Below are 15,692 nucleotides of genomic sequence, written 5' to 3' on the forward strand. Positions count from 1 at the left end.
CATGCCTTCCACACACCGCCCCACCCGCATCGGCATGATCGTGCCGTCGTCCAACACGTGCCTGGAGCCGCAGAGCTACCGGATCCTGGGTAACCGCCAGGACGTGACCATCCACTTCACGCGGATTCCGGTCACCCGGATTGCGCTGGATGATTCCTCGGACAAACAGTTTGATGCGACCGTCATGAGGGAGGCCGCCGCATTGCTCGCGACGGCGGACGTGGACGTCATCGCGTGGAACGGAACTTCGGGTTCCTGGCTCGGTGCAGCCCATGACGAAGCCCTGGTCCGGGAAATCACGGAGGCCACCGGGATTTCGGCAACGACCTCAACGTTGGCCTACCTGGAAGCCTTCAAGACGTTCGGCACGGAAAAGATCGGCATGTTCACGCCTTATACCGGGGATGTGAACCAAGCCGTCGTTGAGTCATATGCGCGCGAAGGAATCAAGACGGTGGACCACCGCCACCTGGACCTCAGCAAAAATGAATGCTTCGCCCGGGTCACGGACGCGGAAATGATGCCCGGGTCCTTGGAACTTGCTGCTTCGAACCCGGACGCGCTCATTTACTTGTGCACGAACCTTTACGGCGCCAACATCACCGCGGAAGTGGAGGAAACCACCGGAGTACCGGTCCTCGATTCCGTAGCCGTGACGCTGTGGCATTGCCTCAAGCTCGCCGGGGCGCCGTTGTTGGCGCCCAAGTGGGGCCGGCTGCTTGCAGAACTAGCCTGATTCGTCTGTGGTCCCCTCTTAAAGAGGTTGGATGTTCTCTGCCTGGGGACCTTTCGGGCCCTGTACGACGTCGAACTGGACCCGCTGATTCTCGTCCAGTGATCGGTACCCACTCGAGGCGATCGCTGAGTAGTGGGCAAAAACGTCCGCCGAACCGTCGTCGGGGGCAATGAAGCCGAAACCCTTTTCGGCGTTGAACCACTTGACAATACCTGTTGCCACGGCCATGTTCCTTCTCTGAATCTGACTGACCACCGGCTTCAACCCCGATGCCCCCGGACGCATACGTCCGCTTCCTCAAACCTACGGTGCGGGGTTCCGGGGCGCAAGGATCTCCGGAGGTCTCGGTGTTCCCTAGTGCCAGAATCTTGAGGATTTCTTGCTCCTCTGCAGTGCGGGATCTTGAAACTGGGACGGCAGAGTGGTTGACGATTAGCGTCGTCGGCCATAAAGGAGAACACCAGGTGGGGTTGTTCCGGCGCCGGTTCGAAGCGGCAGCGCCAAAGATCCACGTGGACATCCTCGAAGACCACGCACTGCTCCGGGAGAGTCTTGCTTCCTGGCTTGAAGCCAACGCAGCAACCGTGAAGGTAGTGGGCAGGTTCAGCTCCTGGGCTGAGCTCGCCGCCTCGCTGGGACAGTTGTCGGACGTTGTCCTGTTGGACATCATCCTTGGTGACCGGATCCCGCTGCGCTCCAAGATCCACGCCATTCTCTCAACAGGGTCACAAGTGGTGGTCTGCAGTTCCCTCGCGACGCCCCTGGTGATCCGCCAAGCGTTCGACGCCGGCGCACTGGCCTACATACCCAAGACGGCGGGGGCCGAAGTGCTCACCACGGCCGTTCTCGCCGCCGCGCGCGGCGAGAAGTTCATCCTGCCCGAGCTAGCCGGCGTCTTTGACGTCCCCGGGCCGCGGATCCGCCTCACCCCGCGCGAACACGAAGCCGTCACGCTGTATCTTGGCGGCTCAGGCGGGACAATGGCGGATGTCGGTGCGAGCCTGGGCATCAGTGCCGACGGCGTCAAGAAGCTCCTCGTGTCAGTCCGCCGCAAAGCCCATAGCGGACCGGAATCACTCAGCCGGCCCGCGCTCCGGGAACTGCTGATCGCCGACGGCTGGCTGCTCCCCGATCGGTGAGGGGGCTGTGCCGCGCGGCGACCCACCGGGGAACGGGGCGTCGCCGCCGATACGCTTCCTAGAATCGAACCATGACTATGCAGAGCCATTCGAAAGTCGCGGTTGTGACAGGGGTCGGCCGGCGGCGCTCAATCGGGGCGAGCCTCGCAGTCGGCCTGGCGCGCGACGGCTGGGACCTCGCCCTCAACTATTGGCGGCCGTACGACGATCGCGTCGGATTGGAGCGCAATGCCGACGACCCGGAGTCCATCGCGAGCGAATGCCGCGCGTTGGGAGCCGCCGTCGAACTCGTCCCGGGCGACTTGGGCGATCCAGCGGTGCCGGCTGAGCTCATCAGGGCTGCGGGAACCCTTGGGCCGGTGACCGGATTGGTCATGTCGCACTGCGAATCAGTCGACAGTTCGATCCTGACGACCGACTTTGAGAGTTGGGATCGCCACTTCGCTGTCAACGCCCGGGCGACGTGGCTCCTCATCAAGGCCTTCGCCGAGCAACTACGGGAATCCGTCGTTCCGGGCGTCGTCGGGGGCCGGATTGTCGCCTTGACGAGCGATCACACTGTTCACAATCTGCCGTACGGTGCGAGCAAAGGAGCCCTCGACCGGATCGTCACCGCAGCCGCCGTCGAGCTGGCAGGCCGGGGTGTGCGTGCGAACGTGGTGAACCCGGGCCCGATCGACACCGGGTGGATGGACGACGCTACGCGGCGTTCGGGCATTGACGCGACTCCGGCGGGTCGACTCGGCACGGCCGAGGACACGACGGACCTGGTGAGATTCCTGTTTTCCGAGCAGGGCTCGTGGGTGAATGGCCAGATTCTTTATAGCAACGGGGGCTTCAAGGTCGGCTGAGCACTGACGGACCGCCGCCCCCGCCCCATTGCAGGACAGGGGTGGCGGTCCGCAGCAGCAAGGCGGCCCTGGGGCCTAGAGAAGCCCGACCTTGGTCATCAGCTCGGTGACCTTCTCGCTGTTGAGCTTGGCGGGGTCCACCGAAGGTGCCTGAAGATCCTTGAGGGGCACAAGCTTGGAGTTCGCCGGGACGTCGGAGCCAACGGTGTATTCAAAGGAGTCACCGTTCTGGAGGACCTGCTGACCGGCTTTGCCCGTGATGAATTTCAGGAACTGCTGGGCCTGGGCCTGCTTCTTGCTCGAGGCCAGAACAGCGCCGCCGGAGACGCTGACGAACGCACCCGGGTCCTGGTTCTTGAAGTAGTGGAGGTCAACGTTCTTGCTGTTTTCTCCGGTCTGGGCCTGATCGACGAAGGAGTAGTAGTGGTACAGGACTCCCGCGTCGACCTCTCCGGCGTTCACGGCTGCGAGCACGGGGGTGTCGTCCTTGTAGGACTTGAAGTTGGTTTTGGCTGCCTCCAGCCATTTCTGGGTGGCGTCTTCACCCTTGAGCGCAAGCATCGCGCTGACGATGGCTTGGAAATCAGCTCCGCCCGTGGACGCACCGATGCGCCCCTTCCATGACGGGGCCGCGAGGTCCATCAAGGACTTGGGAAGCTGGTCTGCAGTGAGCTTGGTCTTGTTGTAGGCCAGCACGGTGGAGCGGGCCGCGATGCCCGTCCAGTCGCCGGTGGAGGGCCGGTACTGCGCGGGGACTTGGCTGAGGGTTGCCTGGTCCACGGGGGCGAGCAATCCGGCACTCGCGATGCGGACCATGGCCGGGGAGTTTTCGGTAAGGAAGACGTCCGCCGGGGAGTTCTTGCCTTCCTCGCTGAGCTGGTTGCTCATTTCAAGGTCGTCACCATTACGGAGCGTAACCTTGATTCCCGTCTCCTTGGTGAAGGCGGCCACCCATGCGCCGGTGAGGTTTTCATGCTGCGCGTTGTATACGACGATGCCGTCGCCGGACGCGCCGGCCGTGGAACCACCGCTTGCGGTACCGCTTGGTGAGCCGCTGCACGCCGAAAGTGCCAGCAGCGTGGCCGTGGTGGCGGCAAGGGCCGCAGCGGGTTTGATGCCGAATTTCATGGGGGGCCTTTCAAGGATTCCGGCTGGGACCGGAACGGTTGGGGGGGTACCACTGCCCTTCACGCCGAGCAGCCCGAGGAGTCGGGGAACGGTAGCGAGATAGGCAAGGCAATCCTTACTGTAATAACAACATGCCATTGTTGCGTAATTCTGGGCACGCTGAGGCCGACTGTTACAAATGGCAACGCGGACGCTAAATCTGCTCCTGTCCGCGTAAGGAAACCATTAAGGACCGACGACGGCCGCTTGGTTTGGTGGTCTGATGAAGATAGTCAATTCGGGCTTTGGGCTGACCTCCGTAGGAGCTGAATCCACCATGAAACGCACTCCCCTCAACCAAGGAACGTCACACGATTCCGAGCTTGCCGGCGCCGTTCCGGAAGACTACGTCGTTGTCGATGAACTCGGTGATTTCACGTACTATCCGACCAAAACAGCCATGCTCGAAGACCTTGAGTACGTTGACGAAGCAGCCAGCATCCTGGACCGGGAGGGCAACAACTTCCACTTGACCTTGGAGGGGGGCCGGAAGCTGACCTTGGGATCCTCGTTCGGCAGGGTCGAATTCACGTGGCTTCGCCAGACCTGGATCAACGATCGGCGCCGCGAACCGAAAGCGCATCGATTGCTCCGTCTCTACCCCACAACGCTCGATGCCCTTCTGGCTGGAATATTTGAAACCCTGAGCCTGGAACTCACCAGCAGCGCCCCCAGTTCGCCCTGGGTAGTGGATGTAGCGGGAGAAGAGACCCATCCCGCGACGCTCAGGGACGTCGATGGCCTCATCGCGCGGCTCGATCACCTTGAACGGGTCACTGTGCGCGATCCCTTCGGACACGACTACCGGCCAACCCGTCATGCAACACACCGCCTCCACGCCCCTGGTGCAGGGGCGATCTACTACGTGGAGATGGAACCGCGTGCCGGGGAGGCGGATCAGCATCCCCGCGAAACTGACAATCTGCCCTGAACTTATTCAATGTGGGTTACCGCCCGGTAGGCGCGTTCTGCGATAGTTGGGAACATGGTGAACGTCCAGACCGAAATACTGATCCAGCGGTCCCGCGAGATCGTAGCAAGTTATGCTTCCAACCCCGACAACGCGCCGGTCTGGTATGTGAACATACGATCTGCGCAGTGGCAGACGCCGAAGCCCCTCGTGGTCGGATCCCGGGTTGCCTTCACCGCACGGTTCCTGGGCCGAAATCTGGACTATGTCTACGAATTCACCGAGCTCGTCCCCGGCGAGAAACTCACCATGCGCACCAGCCAAGGTCCTTTCCCGATGCGGACCACTTACACCTGGTCCGATGAGAATGGTGCGACACGCATGACCCTCCGCAACACAGGTGAACCCTCCGGGTTCTCCGCGCTTGCGGGCATCGTCATGGCGCCAATGATGCGGGCGGCCATGCGCAAGGACCTGGAAAACCTCAAGAAGATCCTCGAAGCCGGCTAGAAACGGCGGCCCCAGGCTCTCCCCCGCGGATGCGGGTCGCCGACTCAGTTGTTCGATTCGCAAGCTGGCAAAAATCCGCCGTTGCGTGCAAGGATGACCCATACGATCGCAGCGGTCCACATTGGGGGAAAATGACCGAAAGCACCAACCTGCCGGAAAACACGCAGCCCGGCAGCAACGAATATCGCGCATCGCAGCGTCCCCGGCCTGAGTTCGGGATGAGCGCCCCGGAATCCTCCGGCCCACAGATTCCCTCTTGGCATCCGGAATCCAACCAATCTCAGGCACCAGCATGGCCGCCCGCTCCCCCGATCCGAAGCAGCGAAAACGTGGGCCGAGGCGCCCTGTTCGCACTCCCGGCCCTCCCGATCGGCGTCGTTCTGTGGCTTGTCATCTGGAATTTTGGCTGGATGTCCTCGCTCGTCACCTTCGCCGCCGCCGCGATGGCGGCCCGTTTCTACGTGATGGGAGCTGGCGGGCTGAGCAGAAAAGGCGTGTGGGTGATAGCAGCAATAACAGCTGCCACCGCGATTTTGTCTTTCGTAGCGGGAGTCTGGCTGGACGCTGCCAAATACATCAATAGCCAACCCCTCACTTTGATCACCAGTTCCGAGCCGTGGGACCTGATGAACTACAACCTCGCGAACAACCCGAACTTCGTGAAGGGGTACATGGGCGACTTCTTCATGGCGCTGCTCTTCGGCGCCTTGGGTTGCTTCTTCACACTTCGCCGCATGTTCGCCGCCACCAAGAACGGCTAACGCTCAACTAGAAGCGGCGGCTGCGAAGCAAGTTCGCGGCCGCCGCTCTCGGGTTAAGCGCTAGGGCTCGACGGCGACCACGTCGATCGACCGCCTTAGCCGTTGGTGAGGGTGATGTCGTCGAGGTACATCCAGGTGTCGTCGGCGGGGCTCGAGCCGTCGAGGTGGACGTTGAACCAGAGGGTGATGGTCTGGCCTTTGTAGGCGGTGAGGTCGGCGGTGAGCTGGGTCCAGGTGCCGTTGTTGTTGCAGAGTTTGAACAGGCTGCCCGGGGTGGTGCCGGTGGTGGTGCGGACTTGTGCTTCCATCCAGTCGTACGGGCAGGCGTTGCCGGTGCAGGGGTCTTCCTGGCTGTGGGGCTGGTACCAGAAGGACAGGGTGGTGGTTCCGGTGGCGGGGACGGTGATGGTCTGGGACAGGCTGCTGTCGCCGAGCGGTTCCGCCCCGGAGGCCAGGCCCAGGAGCGCGGAGCCGGTGCCGGTGTGCGCGGTGGTGGAGGCGACGGGTGCCCTGACGCCGCCGGTGATCCAGGAGCTGAGTCCGGATTCGAAGCCGCCGTTGGTGATGGCCGAGCTGGTGGTTCCGGTGGGGGTGACCGGTGCCGAGGCCGCCGAGGCAACGGAGGTGCCGATGGCGTTGGTGGCGGTGACGGTGAAGGTGTAGGCGGTGCCGTTGGCCAGGCCGGTGACGGTGGTGCTGGTGGCGGGCGGGTTCCCGGTCACGGTGACCGGGGCCAGGGTGGTGGCGCCGGCGTGCGGGGTGATGGTGTAGGAGGTGATCGGGGAGCCGCCGTTGGCCGGGGCGGTCCAGGACACGGTCGCGGAGCCGTTGCCCGCGGTCGCGGTGACCCCGGTGGGGGCGGCGGGTGCCGTGGCCCCGGCGGTGGGGGTGACCGGCGCCGAGGCCGTCGAGGCCGGTGAGGTGCCGATGGCGTTGGTCGCGGTGACGGTGAAGGTGTAGGCGGTGCCGTTGGCCAGGCCGGTGACGGTGGTGCTGGTGGCGGGCGGGTTCCCGGTCACGGTGACCGGTGCCAGGGTGGTGGCGCCGGCGTGCGGGGTGAGCGTGTAGGAGGTGATCGCGGAGCCGCCGTTGGCCGGGGCCGTCCAGGACACGGTCGCGGAGGCGTTGCCCGCGGTCGCGGTGACCCCGGTCGGGGCGGCGGGTGCCGTGGGCGTGGTCTGGGTATTGGTGAGGGCCACGTCGTCCAGGTACATCCAGGTGTCATCGGCCGGGCTGGAACCGTCGAGGTGGACGTTGAACCAGAGCACGATGCTCTGCCCGTTGTAGGCCGAGAGGTTGGCGCTGAGCTGGGTCCAGGTGCCGGAGTCGCTGCAGAGCTTGAACAGGCTCGCCAGGACCGTGCCGCTGGTGGTGCGGACCTGCGCTTCCATCCAGTCGTAGCGGCAGGCGGTGCCGGTGCAGGTCTCGTCGGCGGTGTGCGGCTGGTACCAGAAGGACAGGGTGGACGTCCCGGTAGCGGGGACGGTGATCGTCTGGGACAGGGAACTGTCGCCGAGCGGTTCGGTGCCGGATGCCAGGCCCAGGAGCGCGGAGCCGGTGCCGGTGTGGGCGGTGGTCGAGGCCACCGGTGCCCTGGCGCCGCCGGTGGTCCAGGACGTGAGCCCGGATTCGAACCCGCCGTTGACAACGCCCGGAACCGGGGCCGTCGGGGTGACCGGGGCCGAGGCCGCGGAGGGCGCGGACGTCCCGACGGCGTTCGTGGCGGTGACCGTGAACGTGTAGGCCGCGCCGTTGGTCAGCCCGGTGACGGTCGCCGTCGTCGAGGGCGGATTCCCGGAGACCGTCACCGGAGCCAAAGCCGTGCCCCCGGAGGTAGGCGTCACCGCATACGAAGTGATGGGGGAGCCGCCGTTGGCCGGCGCCGTCCAGGACACCACCGCGGAGGCGTTGCCCGCCGTAGCGGTGACCCCGGTGGGTGCCGCCGGCGCGGTCGCGGCGGCCTGGGTGACGTCGATCATCGAATAGTCGTCCGTGGTGATCGAACCGTTGGATTGGATGTTGAGTCCGTAACTGATTCCCGAGGCACCAGCGGGAAGAGCGGGCGTGGTCCAGGTTATCTGGGTCCAGTTGCTGCTCGCGTTGAACAGGGGGCTCGCCGTCCAGTAGGTCCAATACCCCGTTCCGGTGCGGTAGTAGACCTCGAATTGGGTGATGACATTGGATTTATACCAAGCGCTGAGCTGATAGATGTGGCCGGGAGTCCCCGTGGGTGAGCAGCCACCAAGGTCCAAGGCGGGCAGGAGCTTCGCGTCACCGCTGACATAACCGCTCATTGTCAGCAGTTCCGCGTTGTTGCCTGTGTGTCCCGGCGAGACTACTGAAAAGCTGGGAGTGTTGGTGCCGTATCCACCCGCAGCCCAGCAGAGCGGAATCCCGCTGGTGAGCGTTTCCAGGCTCGGGTTCTGGATCATGTTGGTCCCCTGTGGCGGCGGGGGCGGCACCGGCGGACCGGAGACGAGGGGCTGGACCGCGCCACCGATTACCTGGTCAACCGTCTTCACGGCAACGCTGCCCGCCGTCTGTTGTTGCGCTAGCCAGGAGGCGAATTGGTTGAACAGGCTGGGGCTGATGGTGAGCGTCGGATCGGTCCCTACCGCGATGTGGTGGAACGTCAATTGAACCCAGCCACCGCCGGCCGCCTGGGCCCTGGTCACGGAGTTTTCAAGGTTGGACAGCGTCCAGGTGCTGTCCACTTCCTCCGGCGCCGCGGTGTCATAGGGGTTGGCGGGCGGAATGGTTTCGGCGGCCGGGAGCCCGGGATCGTCCTTGCTGTAAAGGTCCCCGAGCCCGCGGGCGCTGTTGAAACCGCAGTTCTTGACGATGGTCTGCACGGCGGGATCCAAGGAAGCGAAGGGGTAGGCGAAGCTGGTGACCTTGAAGCCCATGTTGGCCAGGGCGACCCTGCCGTTGCACACTTGGCGCGTCACTTCATCCGACGTCAAGGTGACCAAATCGGGGTGGGTGACCGTGTGCCCGGCAATCTCATTGCCGTCCGCATAGAGTTGCTGCAGGTTCGCGGAAGTGAAATAGCTCGGCTGATCGATCCACCCGGAGGGGACGAAGTAGGTGCCGTGAAGTCCGAGGTTCTTTAGCGTGGCTGCGGCGGTCAGTTGGTCGGCGTTGCCGTCATCGAAGGTCAGCGTGATGACGGTGTTTGCAGCCGCATGCGCCGGCAAGGCAAAACCGCTGAGGAGTGCCAGGACCATCGCAGCGCACGCCCCGACGGCGGCCCAACGGACCCCGGAATGGCGTGTGACCATCTGCTCATGCGTCGAGGATCCAACCACTCCACTCACCGTCCATTCGATGCCAGGGCAACCGTCAAGGATGGGAGCATTCCCACCCTCGGTCTTCGGCGATGATAGGGCGTTGAATCCGGCCGCGTCTTGAGTGGGCTCACCCGGCTGGCAGCAGCTGCGGGCCGGGATCCTGAGTGTGCTCACCTGATTTGGCGGCAGAGAGGCGTGCCAGCACCCCAGGGTTGGTTAACTAAGCTTGAGCGCCTTGACCGCACTCAGCACTTTGGTGAGGGATTCCTTGGCGTCCCCAAACAGCAGCGTTGTCTGCGGTTCGTACATGAGTTCGTTCTCGATTCCCGCGAATCCCGGCCGCATGGAGCGCTTGAGGAAGACTACTTGGCGCGCGTCGGCCACCTCAAGGATGGGCATGCCATAGATCGGCGAACCTGCGGTGGTTTTCGCGGCTGGATTGACGACGTCGTTCGCGCCAACCACGAGGGCGACATCGGCTGTCCGGAATTCCGAGTTGATTTCGCCCATTTCCTTGAGGGACTCATAGGGCACATTGGCTTCGGCCAGCAGGACGTTCATGTGCCCGGGCATTCGGCCGGCCACCGGGTGGATCGCGAAGTCCACTTCAATGCCCCTCGCCTCCAAGGCTAGGGCCAACTCCGCTGCCGTGTGCTGACCTTGGGCCACAGCGAGCCCGTAGCCGGGAACGATGATGACCCGTTGCGCATACCCAAGGAGTACGGCCACGTCTTCCGGGCTGGAGGAGCGGACGGGCCGGTCGCTCACCGCCGTCGACCCCGCCGTCGAGCCTCCCTTGAAGGCGCCGAAGAGGATGCCCGCAACACTGCGGCCCATGGCCGCGGCCATGGCCCTGGTGAGGATGGTGCCCGAGGCGCCCACCAAGGTGCCGGCCACCACCAAGAGCACATTGCCAAGCACCAGGCCCGAGGCAGCCACGGCCAGGCCCGTGAAGGCATTCAGCAGCGAGATGACGATCGGCACGTCGGCGCCGCCTACCGGCAGCACCAGCAGGACGCCTGCCGCCAACCCCAGCACCAAGAGCGTCAGCGCGAGCGCGAGGGAACCACTGAAGACGACGGCGACGGCGGCACCCACCGCCGCAAGCAGCACCGCTCCCATGAGGGTCGGCAGGCCCGGGAACACCACCGGGCGGGTGGTCATGAGCTCCTGGAGTTTGGAGAACGTGATGGCGGAACCCGCGAACGACACCGCCCCCACCAGCAGCGTGAAGACGATGGCCACGCGTACCCAGTGGTCCTCCGTGTGCGCCAGTTCCAGGAGTGCCACGAGGGCCGCGGCTCCGCCGCCTACGCCGTTGAACAGCGCCACGAGCTGCGGCATCTGGGTCATCTTGACCTGGCGCGCCACCGGCGCGGCCACGCCCGAACCAACCACCATCGCGCCCAGGATCCAGGGAACGTTGTCCATTTTGACGGACATGAAGACCGTGGCGACGGCGAGCGCCGCACCGAATGCGCCCACCAGGTTGCCCCTCCGGGCGGTACGTGGCGAATTGAGTCCCTTGAGCGCGAGGATGAAACAAACGGCAGCCGCGAGGTAAAGGAGCGAGGTCCACACCGGCTCGATGAGGGTCATCGCGTGCGCTCCTTGGACTCAGCCTCTATGGCCTCCGACTTCCCGCCTGGCGGCGCAACGCGTTTACGGCCGCGGAACATCTCCAGCATCCGGTCAGTCACGACGAAGCCGCCCACCAAATTGGCGGTCGCGAGGACGACGGCGAGCAAGGCCACCGCGAGGACCCAAGGATCCGAGGCCTGCCCGGCGACGATGATCGCGCCCACCAGGATGATTCCGTGGATGGCGTTGGCCCCGGACATCAAGGGCGTGTGCAGCGTGCTTGAGACTTTGGAGACCACTTCGAAGCCCACAAAGATCGCCAGGACGGTGATAGTGAGCAGGGCGATGCCGTCCATCAGGAGACCCCCTCGTTGGCAGAGCTTACGGATTCCGCGGTCTCGGCGGAGAGCTCGGCAAGGGCCTCGGCCGTCGGACCGTGCCGCACCTCGCCGTCGTGCGTCAAACACGCACCCGCCACCACCTCATCGCCGAAGTCCGGGACGACGGCGCCATCACACGTCATCAGGGCCAGCAGGTTCGCGACGTTCTTCGCGTAGAGGCGCGAGGCGTCCGCGGGCATGGCAGAAGCGACATCCTTCATCCCCACGAGGGTGACCGTGCCCTGGCCGTCCGCCGTCGGTATTTGAAGATCCAGGCCAGGGACCGAGCCTTCCACGTTGCCCCCGGACTCCGCGGCGAGGTCGACGACCACCGAGCCCGAGCGCATGTGCTGGACCATTTCGCGGCTCACCAGGAGAGGGGCCCGTCGTCCGGGAACAGCAGCCGTCGTGATGAGTACGTCTGCCTGGGCCACGTACGGGGCGAGCAGCTCGCGTTGCAGGGCACCGCGGTCGGCGCTGAGCTCGCGCGCGTAGCCGCCGGAAGATTCCGCCGCCTCCACATCGAGTTTGATGAAAGTGCCGCCCATGGACGCGACCTCGTCCGCCGACGCCGGCCGGATGTCATTGGCGGAGACCCGTGCACCTAGCCTCTTCGCGGTACCGATGGCCTGCAGGCCTGCCACACCCGCTCCCAATACCAGCACGCGGGCCGGGGGAATGGTTCCGGCCGCCGTCATATAGAGCGGGAAGAAGCGCGGGAGGCGCATTGCCGCCTCGAGCACGCAGCGGTATCCGGCCACGAGAGCCTGGGACGTGAGCGCGTCCATGGATTGTGCCCGGGAAATGCGCGGCACCAGCTCAAGCGCGAAGGAGGTCACTCCCGCTTCGGCGAGCGCGCGGACGGTGGGAAGTTCCGACGACGGCGAGGCCAGGCCTACGGTGACGGCGCCCCGGCGCAGCGCGGCCGCCGTCGTGGGTTCGAGGGGGCGGACGTGCGCGTAAACGTCCAATGTGGCCAGATCCAAGGCGGGGACGATGAGAGCTCCAGCCTGGCGGTAGTCCTCGTCGCTGTGGCCCGCGGCGGTTCCGGCTCCGCTTTCGACGACGACTTCCAGTCCCAGTCCAGCCAACTGCTGGACGGTCTCCGGCGTCGCAGCCACACGCCGTTCACCGTCCAGGCGTTCCCGCGTTATGCCAAGTTTCACCCGCGCTCCCTTTCTGAAACCCCATTGTCCTTCTGAACATCATTGTCCTGAGCCGTTGTTGGCTTGAGTCTAGGACGCGGAAGGCCCGGGCGGGAGTAGGTGCCCGGCCGAACCCGGCCATTCCCATCCTCGGATGGCTCTACTAAGCTCGCTGTGGGCTGGGAGCCTCCAGTACCGCACCGTCGATGAGCCGGTTCCGGCCGCGCCGTCGGGAAGGAACATTGCCATGGCCACGTACAAGATCGGATACTTCGTCGGCAGCCTTTCAAGCCGCTCCATCAACCGGGTCCTGTCCAAGGCGCTCATCAGCGTCGCGCCGGAAGAGCTCGAATTCACCGAGATCCCCATCAAGGACCTGCCCCTCTACAGCTCCGACTACGACGCCGGCTTCCCTCCTGCGGGTCGGGCGTTGAAAGACGCGATCGCGGCGTCGGACGGCATCCTGTTCGTTTCCCCCGAGTACAACCGCTCCATCCCCGGCGCCTTGAAGAATGCCATCGACTGGGGATCGCGGCCCTGGGGAACCAACTCCTTCGCTCGCAAGCCCACGGGCATCATCGGAACATCTCCCGGCAGCATCGGCACGGCCGTGATGCAGTCCTCCATGCGCAGCGTCCTGAGCTTCCTCGACGCACCTCAGCTGAACGCCCCGGAGGCCTACATCAAGTTCGATCCGGCGTCCTACAACGAGGATGGATCCGTCCGGGACGAAGGAACCGCGTCCCTCCTGCGCCACTACATGGAGGAGTACAGCGCGTTCGTCCAACGCGTCCTGGCCGCCAGCGCTCCCGGGCACATCGGCGATGAACACCCGGACGACGCCAAGCTGACGCGGTAGCGCGGCCTGCTGCTCGTCCACGTCGGTCATGGGCCGCGAGCGTACGGGCTACACCGCGCCGTGGCAACCACGCCAAAGACTAATGCTTCGCCGAGACGTCCTGCGAAATCGCCCGCGCGGTCTCCACGATCTGGTCCCGGACCGATTCGAGGTAGGCGTCAGGGTCTGGCTGGGCGGCGACATTTTGCGCTTGGAGCGAGACGTTGACCGCTGCAGCCACATGTCCGGCATTGTGATTCCACACCGGCGCAGCGATGGACATGAGCCCGAGTTCCAGTTCCTGGTCCAGGAGGCACCAGCCCTGCTTGCGGACCCGGTCCAGCTCGGCCAGAAGTTCCTCTCGGGACGTGATGGTCCGCGGCGTCAGTGCCTTGAACTCCACCGAGGACAGGTACTCGTCCAGTTTCCGCGGCGTCAGTCCGGCCAGAAGGACCCGTCCCATGGAGGTTGCGTAGGCGGGGAAGCGGGTGCCCACCGAAATGCCGACCGTCATGATCCGGCGTGTGGTCACGCGGGCCACGTAGAAGATGTCCGCCCCGTCCAGCACCGCGGCCGACGTCGACTCCCCCAATTTCAGCGAGAGTTCTTCAAGGTGCGGCTGCGCGAGCTGGGGCAAGGACAAGGCCGACAGATATGAGTAGCCAAGCTGCAGGACCATCGCCGTGAGCGCGAAGGTCTTGCCGTCTGTGCGGACATAGCCGAGCTCCACCAGGGTATGCAGGAATCGACGGGCCGTGGCGCGCGTCAGGTTGGTCCGCGCCGCCACCTCGCTGAGCGTCATGACGGGGTTGGCCGCGTCGAACGCACGGATCACGGACAATCCGCGTGCCAGTGATTGCACATACTGGTCACTCGCTTGGGGAGCACCTGCCTGGGGCACCCCGGCTACTGCTGCGTCGGTCATGGTTACCAATCTTATTGGCGCGAACTGGCAGCAGTTGCCCCTTGGATTGCTTCCAGAGGGCATTTGCTGCCAGTTCGCGCTCGACTTTAGGCTCGTTTAGACGCCGACGACGGCGCCGGCCGCCTTCTCGTCGAACGGCACCAGCGGGACCGGGACGATGGCTTGGAGTTCATCGAAGGTGCAGCCGAACGTCTCACGCACGGTCACGCCGTCGGGCCCTATCAGGAAGACCGCTTTGTCCGTGTACACGCGGGTCACGCAGCCCACGCCCGTAAGCGGGTAGCTGCAGTGCTCGACGAGCTTGGACGCGCCCTCGCGGGTCAGGAGCGTCATCATGACGAATACGTCCTTGGCGCCGGTGGCCAGGTCCATTGCCCCGCCGACGGCCGGGATGGCGTCTGGTGCTCCCGTGTGCCAATTCGCGAGGTCGCCCGTGGCCGACACCTGGAAAGCGCCGAGGACGCAGATATCCAGATGCCCGCCGCGCATGATCGCGAAGGAATCGGCATGGTGGAAATACGAAGCACCGGGGAGCTCCGTGACGGGGATCTTGCCGGCATTGATGAGGTCGCCGTCGATCTCGTCCCCCTTGGCCTCAGGGCCCATCCCGAGCATCCCGTTCTCCGTGTGGAGAGTGATGTTCTGCTCCTCTGTGAGGTAGTTGGAGACGAGCGTAGGCTGGCCGATGCCGAGGTTCACGAACGAGCCCGGAGCGATGTCCCGCGCCACGAGCCGCGCGAGATCGTCACGGCCCAACGGCGTAGCCGAAGTTTGCAGAGTTGTTTGGATGCTCATGTCAGGCCACCTTCACGATGCTGTTGACGTAGATTCCGGGGGTCACCACGTTCTCCGGGTCGAGGGCGCCGGTCGGAACGATCTCCGACACCTGGACAATGGTGTGCTTTGCGGCCGCCGCCATGATCGGTCCGAAGTTCCTGGCCGTTTTGCGGTAGACAAGGTTGCCCTTGCCGTCGGCCTTGAGCGCCTTGATAAGCGCGACGTCGGCGTGGATGGGCGTCTCGAACACTTGCCATTTTCCGTCGAGGAAGCGTGTGTGCTTGCCTTCAGCGAGCATCGTGCCGTAGCCGGTAGGGGTGAAGAACCCGCCGATGCCCGCCCCGGCAGCCCGGATGCGTTCGGCCAGGTTGCCTTGCGGCACGAGTTCCAGTTCGATTTCCCCGGCCTTGTACTTGGCGTCGAAGTGCCAGGAATCGGACTGGCGCGGGAAGGAGCAGATCATCTTGCGGACCCGCCCTTCCTTGATGAGCAGTGCAAGGCCCTGGTCCCCCTGGCCCGCGTTGTTGTTCACCACGGTGAGGTCGGCGGCACCGGAATCGAGCAGCGCGTCGATGAGTTCGAACGGTTGGCCCGCGTTTCCGAAGCCTCCGATCATGACGGTGGAGCCGTCCTTGATGCCGGCGACTGCTTCGCCGACAGTGTCAATGAATTTCAGCATTGC

The 15,692-nt window shown here is 64.7% G+C and carries 16 protein-coding genes; 7 read left to right on the top strand and 9 right to left on the bottom strand.

What is annotated here, in order from left to right:
• Position 1: 1 nt before the first annotated feature.
• Complete coding sequence (locus tag ACSKT0_RS23480; protein ID WP_437771873.1) at positions 2-736, top strand: maleate cis-trans isomerase family protein; 735 nt, start codon at positions 2-4, stop codon at positions 734-736.
• Between the two features lie 18 nt (positions 737-754).
• Here the strand turns inward: ACSKT0_RS23480 and ACSKT0_RS23485 are convergent, their stop codons facing one another.
• Positions 755-958 (bottom strand): cold-shock protein, encoded by a 204-nt coding sequence (locus ACSKT0_RS23485; protein ID WP_035743560.1) that lies wholly within the window; start codon positions 956-958, stop codon positions 755-757.
• 242 nt (positions 959-1,200) lie between these two features.
• Between ACSKT0_RS23485 and ACSKT0_RS23490 the strand changes: the two genes are divergently transcribed.
• Both ACSKT0_RS23490 and ACSKT0_RS23495 read left to right on the top strand, forming a co-directional pair.
• Positions 1,201-1,875, top strand: coding sequence for a response regulator (locus tag ACSKT0_RS23490; RefSeq protein WP_437771874.1), 675 nt, complete (start codon positions 1,201-1,203; stop codon positions 1,873-1,875).
• 77 nt (positions 1,876-1,952) lie between these two features.
• Complete coding sequence (locus ACSKT0_RS23495) at positions 1,953-2,726, top strand: SDR family oxidoreductase (RefSeq protein ID WP_437774101.1); 774 nt, start codon at positions 1,953-1,955, stop codon at positions 2,724-2,726.
• Between the two features lie 75 nt (positions 2,727-2,801).
• Here ACSKT0_RS23495 and ACSKT0_RS23500 read toward each other — a convergent pair whose 3' ends face one another.
• Positions 2,802-3,854, bottom strand: a complete 1,053-nt coding sequence (locus ACSKT0_RS23500) for an iron ABC transporter substrate-binding protein (RefSeq protein ID WP_437771875.1) — start codon at positions 3,852-3,854, stop codon at positions 2,802-2,804.
• A 316-nt stretch (positions 3,855-4,170) separates the two neighbouring features.
• Between ACSKT0_RS23500 and ACSKT0_RS23505 the strand changes: the two genes are divergently transcribed.
• From ACSKT0_RS23505 to ACSKT0_RS23515, 3 genes are read left to right on the top strand one after another with little or no spacing between them, the layout of a single operon-like run.
• Positions 4,171-4,824, top strand: coding sequence for a hypothetical protein (locus tag ACSKT0_RS23505; RefSeq protein ID WP_437771876.1), 654 nt, complete (start codon positions 4,171-4,173; stop codon positions 4,822-4,824).
• 54 nt (positions 4,825-4,878) lie between these two features.
• Positions 4,879-5,313, top strand: a complete 435-nt coding sequence (locus ACSKT0_RS23510; protein WP_437771877.1) for an SRPBCC family protein — start codon at positions 4,879-4,881, stop codon at positions 5,311-5,313.
• Positions 5,314-5,342: 29 nt separating this feature from the next.
• Positions 5,343-6,074, top strand: coding sequence for a hypothetical protein (locus ACSKT0_RS23515; protein ID WP_437771878.1), 732 nt, complete (start codon positions 5,343-5,345; stop codon positions 6,072-6,074).
• A gap of 95 nt (positions 6,075-6,169) precedes the next feature.
• Here the strand turns inward: ACSKT0_RS23515 and ACSKT0_RS23520 are convergent, their stop codons facing one another.
• From ACSKT0_RS23520 to ACSKT0_RS23535, 4 genes are all read right to left on the bottom strand, one after another.
• Positions 6,170-9,355 (bottom strand): fibronectin type III domain-containing protein, encoded by a 3,186-nt coding sequence (locus ACSKT0_RS23520; protein ID WP_437771879.1) that lies wholly within the window; start codon positions 9,353-9,355, stop codon positions 6,170-6,172.
• Between the two features lie 225 nt (positions 9,356-9,580).
• Complete coding sequence (locus tag ACSKT0_RS23525) at positions 9,581-10,963, bottom strand: NAD(P)(+) transhydrogenase (Re/Si-specific) subunit beta (protein ID WP_437771880.1); 1,383 nt, start codon at positions 10,961-10,963, stop codon at positions 9,581-9,583.
• Positions 10,960-11,301: an NAD(P) transhydrogenase subunit alpha gene (locus ACSKT0_RS23530; protein WP_437771881.1), complete on the bottom strand. Its 342-nt coding sequence runs from the start codon at positions 11,299-11,301 to the stop codon at positions 10,960-10,962. Before ACSKT0_RS23530 ends, ACSKT0_RS23525 begins: the two co-directional genes overlap by 4 nt.
• Positions 11,301-12,491, bottom strand: a complete 1,191-nt coding sequence (locus ACSKT0_RS23535) for a Re/Si-specific NAD(P)(+) transhydrogenase subunit alpha (RefSeq protein WP_437771882.1) — start codon at positions 12,489-12,491, stop codon at positions 11,301-11,303. Before ACSKT0_RS23535 ends, ACSKT0_RS23530 begins: the two co-directional genes overlap by 1 nt.
• A gap of 226 nt (positions 12,492-12,717) precedes the next feature.
• Between ACSKT0_RS23535 and ACSKT0_RS23540 the strand changes: the two genes are divergently transcribed.
• Entirely contained in the window at positions 12,718-13,329 is a 612-nt protein-coding gene (locus ACSKT0_RS23540) for an NADPH-dependent FMN reductase (RefSeq protein WP_437774102.1), read from the top strand.
• A 79-nt stretch (positions 13,330-13,408) separates the two neighbouring features.
• On the opposite strand, the gene ACSKT0_RS23545 is transcribed toward ACSKT0_RS23540, so the two are convergent.
• The 3 genes from ACSKT0_RS23545 to ACSKT0_RS23555 form a co-directional block, all read right to left on the bottom strand.
• The gene (locus ACSKT0_RS23545; protein ID WP_437771883.1) at positions 13,409-14,233 is read right to left on the bottom strand and encodes an IclR family transcriptional regulator domain-containing protein; all 825 of its coding nucleotides are present in this window, start codon (positions 14,231-14,233) and stop codon (positions 13,409-13,411) included.
• A gap of 96 nt (positions 14,234-14,329) precedes the next feature.
• Entirely contained in the window at positions 14,330-15,028 is a 699-nt protein-coding gene (locus tag ACSKT0_RS23550) for a 3-oxoacid CoA-transferase subunit B (RefSeq protein ID WP_437771884.1), read from the bottom strand.
• A gap of 1 nt (position 15,029) precedes the next feature.
• Positions 15,030-15,689 carry a 3-oxoacid CoA-transferase subunit A gene (locus ACSKT0_RS23555; RefSeq protein WP_437771885.1) on the bottom strand — a complete coding sequence of 220 codons (660 nt, stop codon included), beginning with the start codon at positions 15,687-15,689 and terminating at the stop codon, positions 15,030-15,032.
• Positions 15,690-15,692: the final 3 nt, after the last annotated feature.

Source organism: Arthrobacter sp. KNU40 (genome assembly GCF_051515115.1).
In the GTDB taxonomy this organism is placed as follows: domain Bacteria; phylum Actinomycetota; class Actinomycetes; order Actinomycetales; family Micrococcaceae; genus Arthrobacter.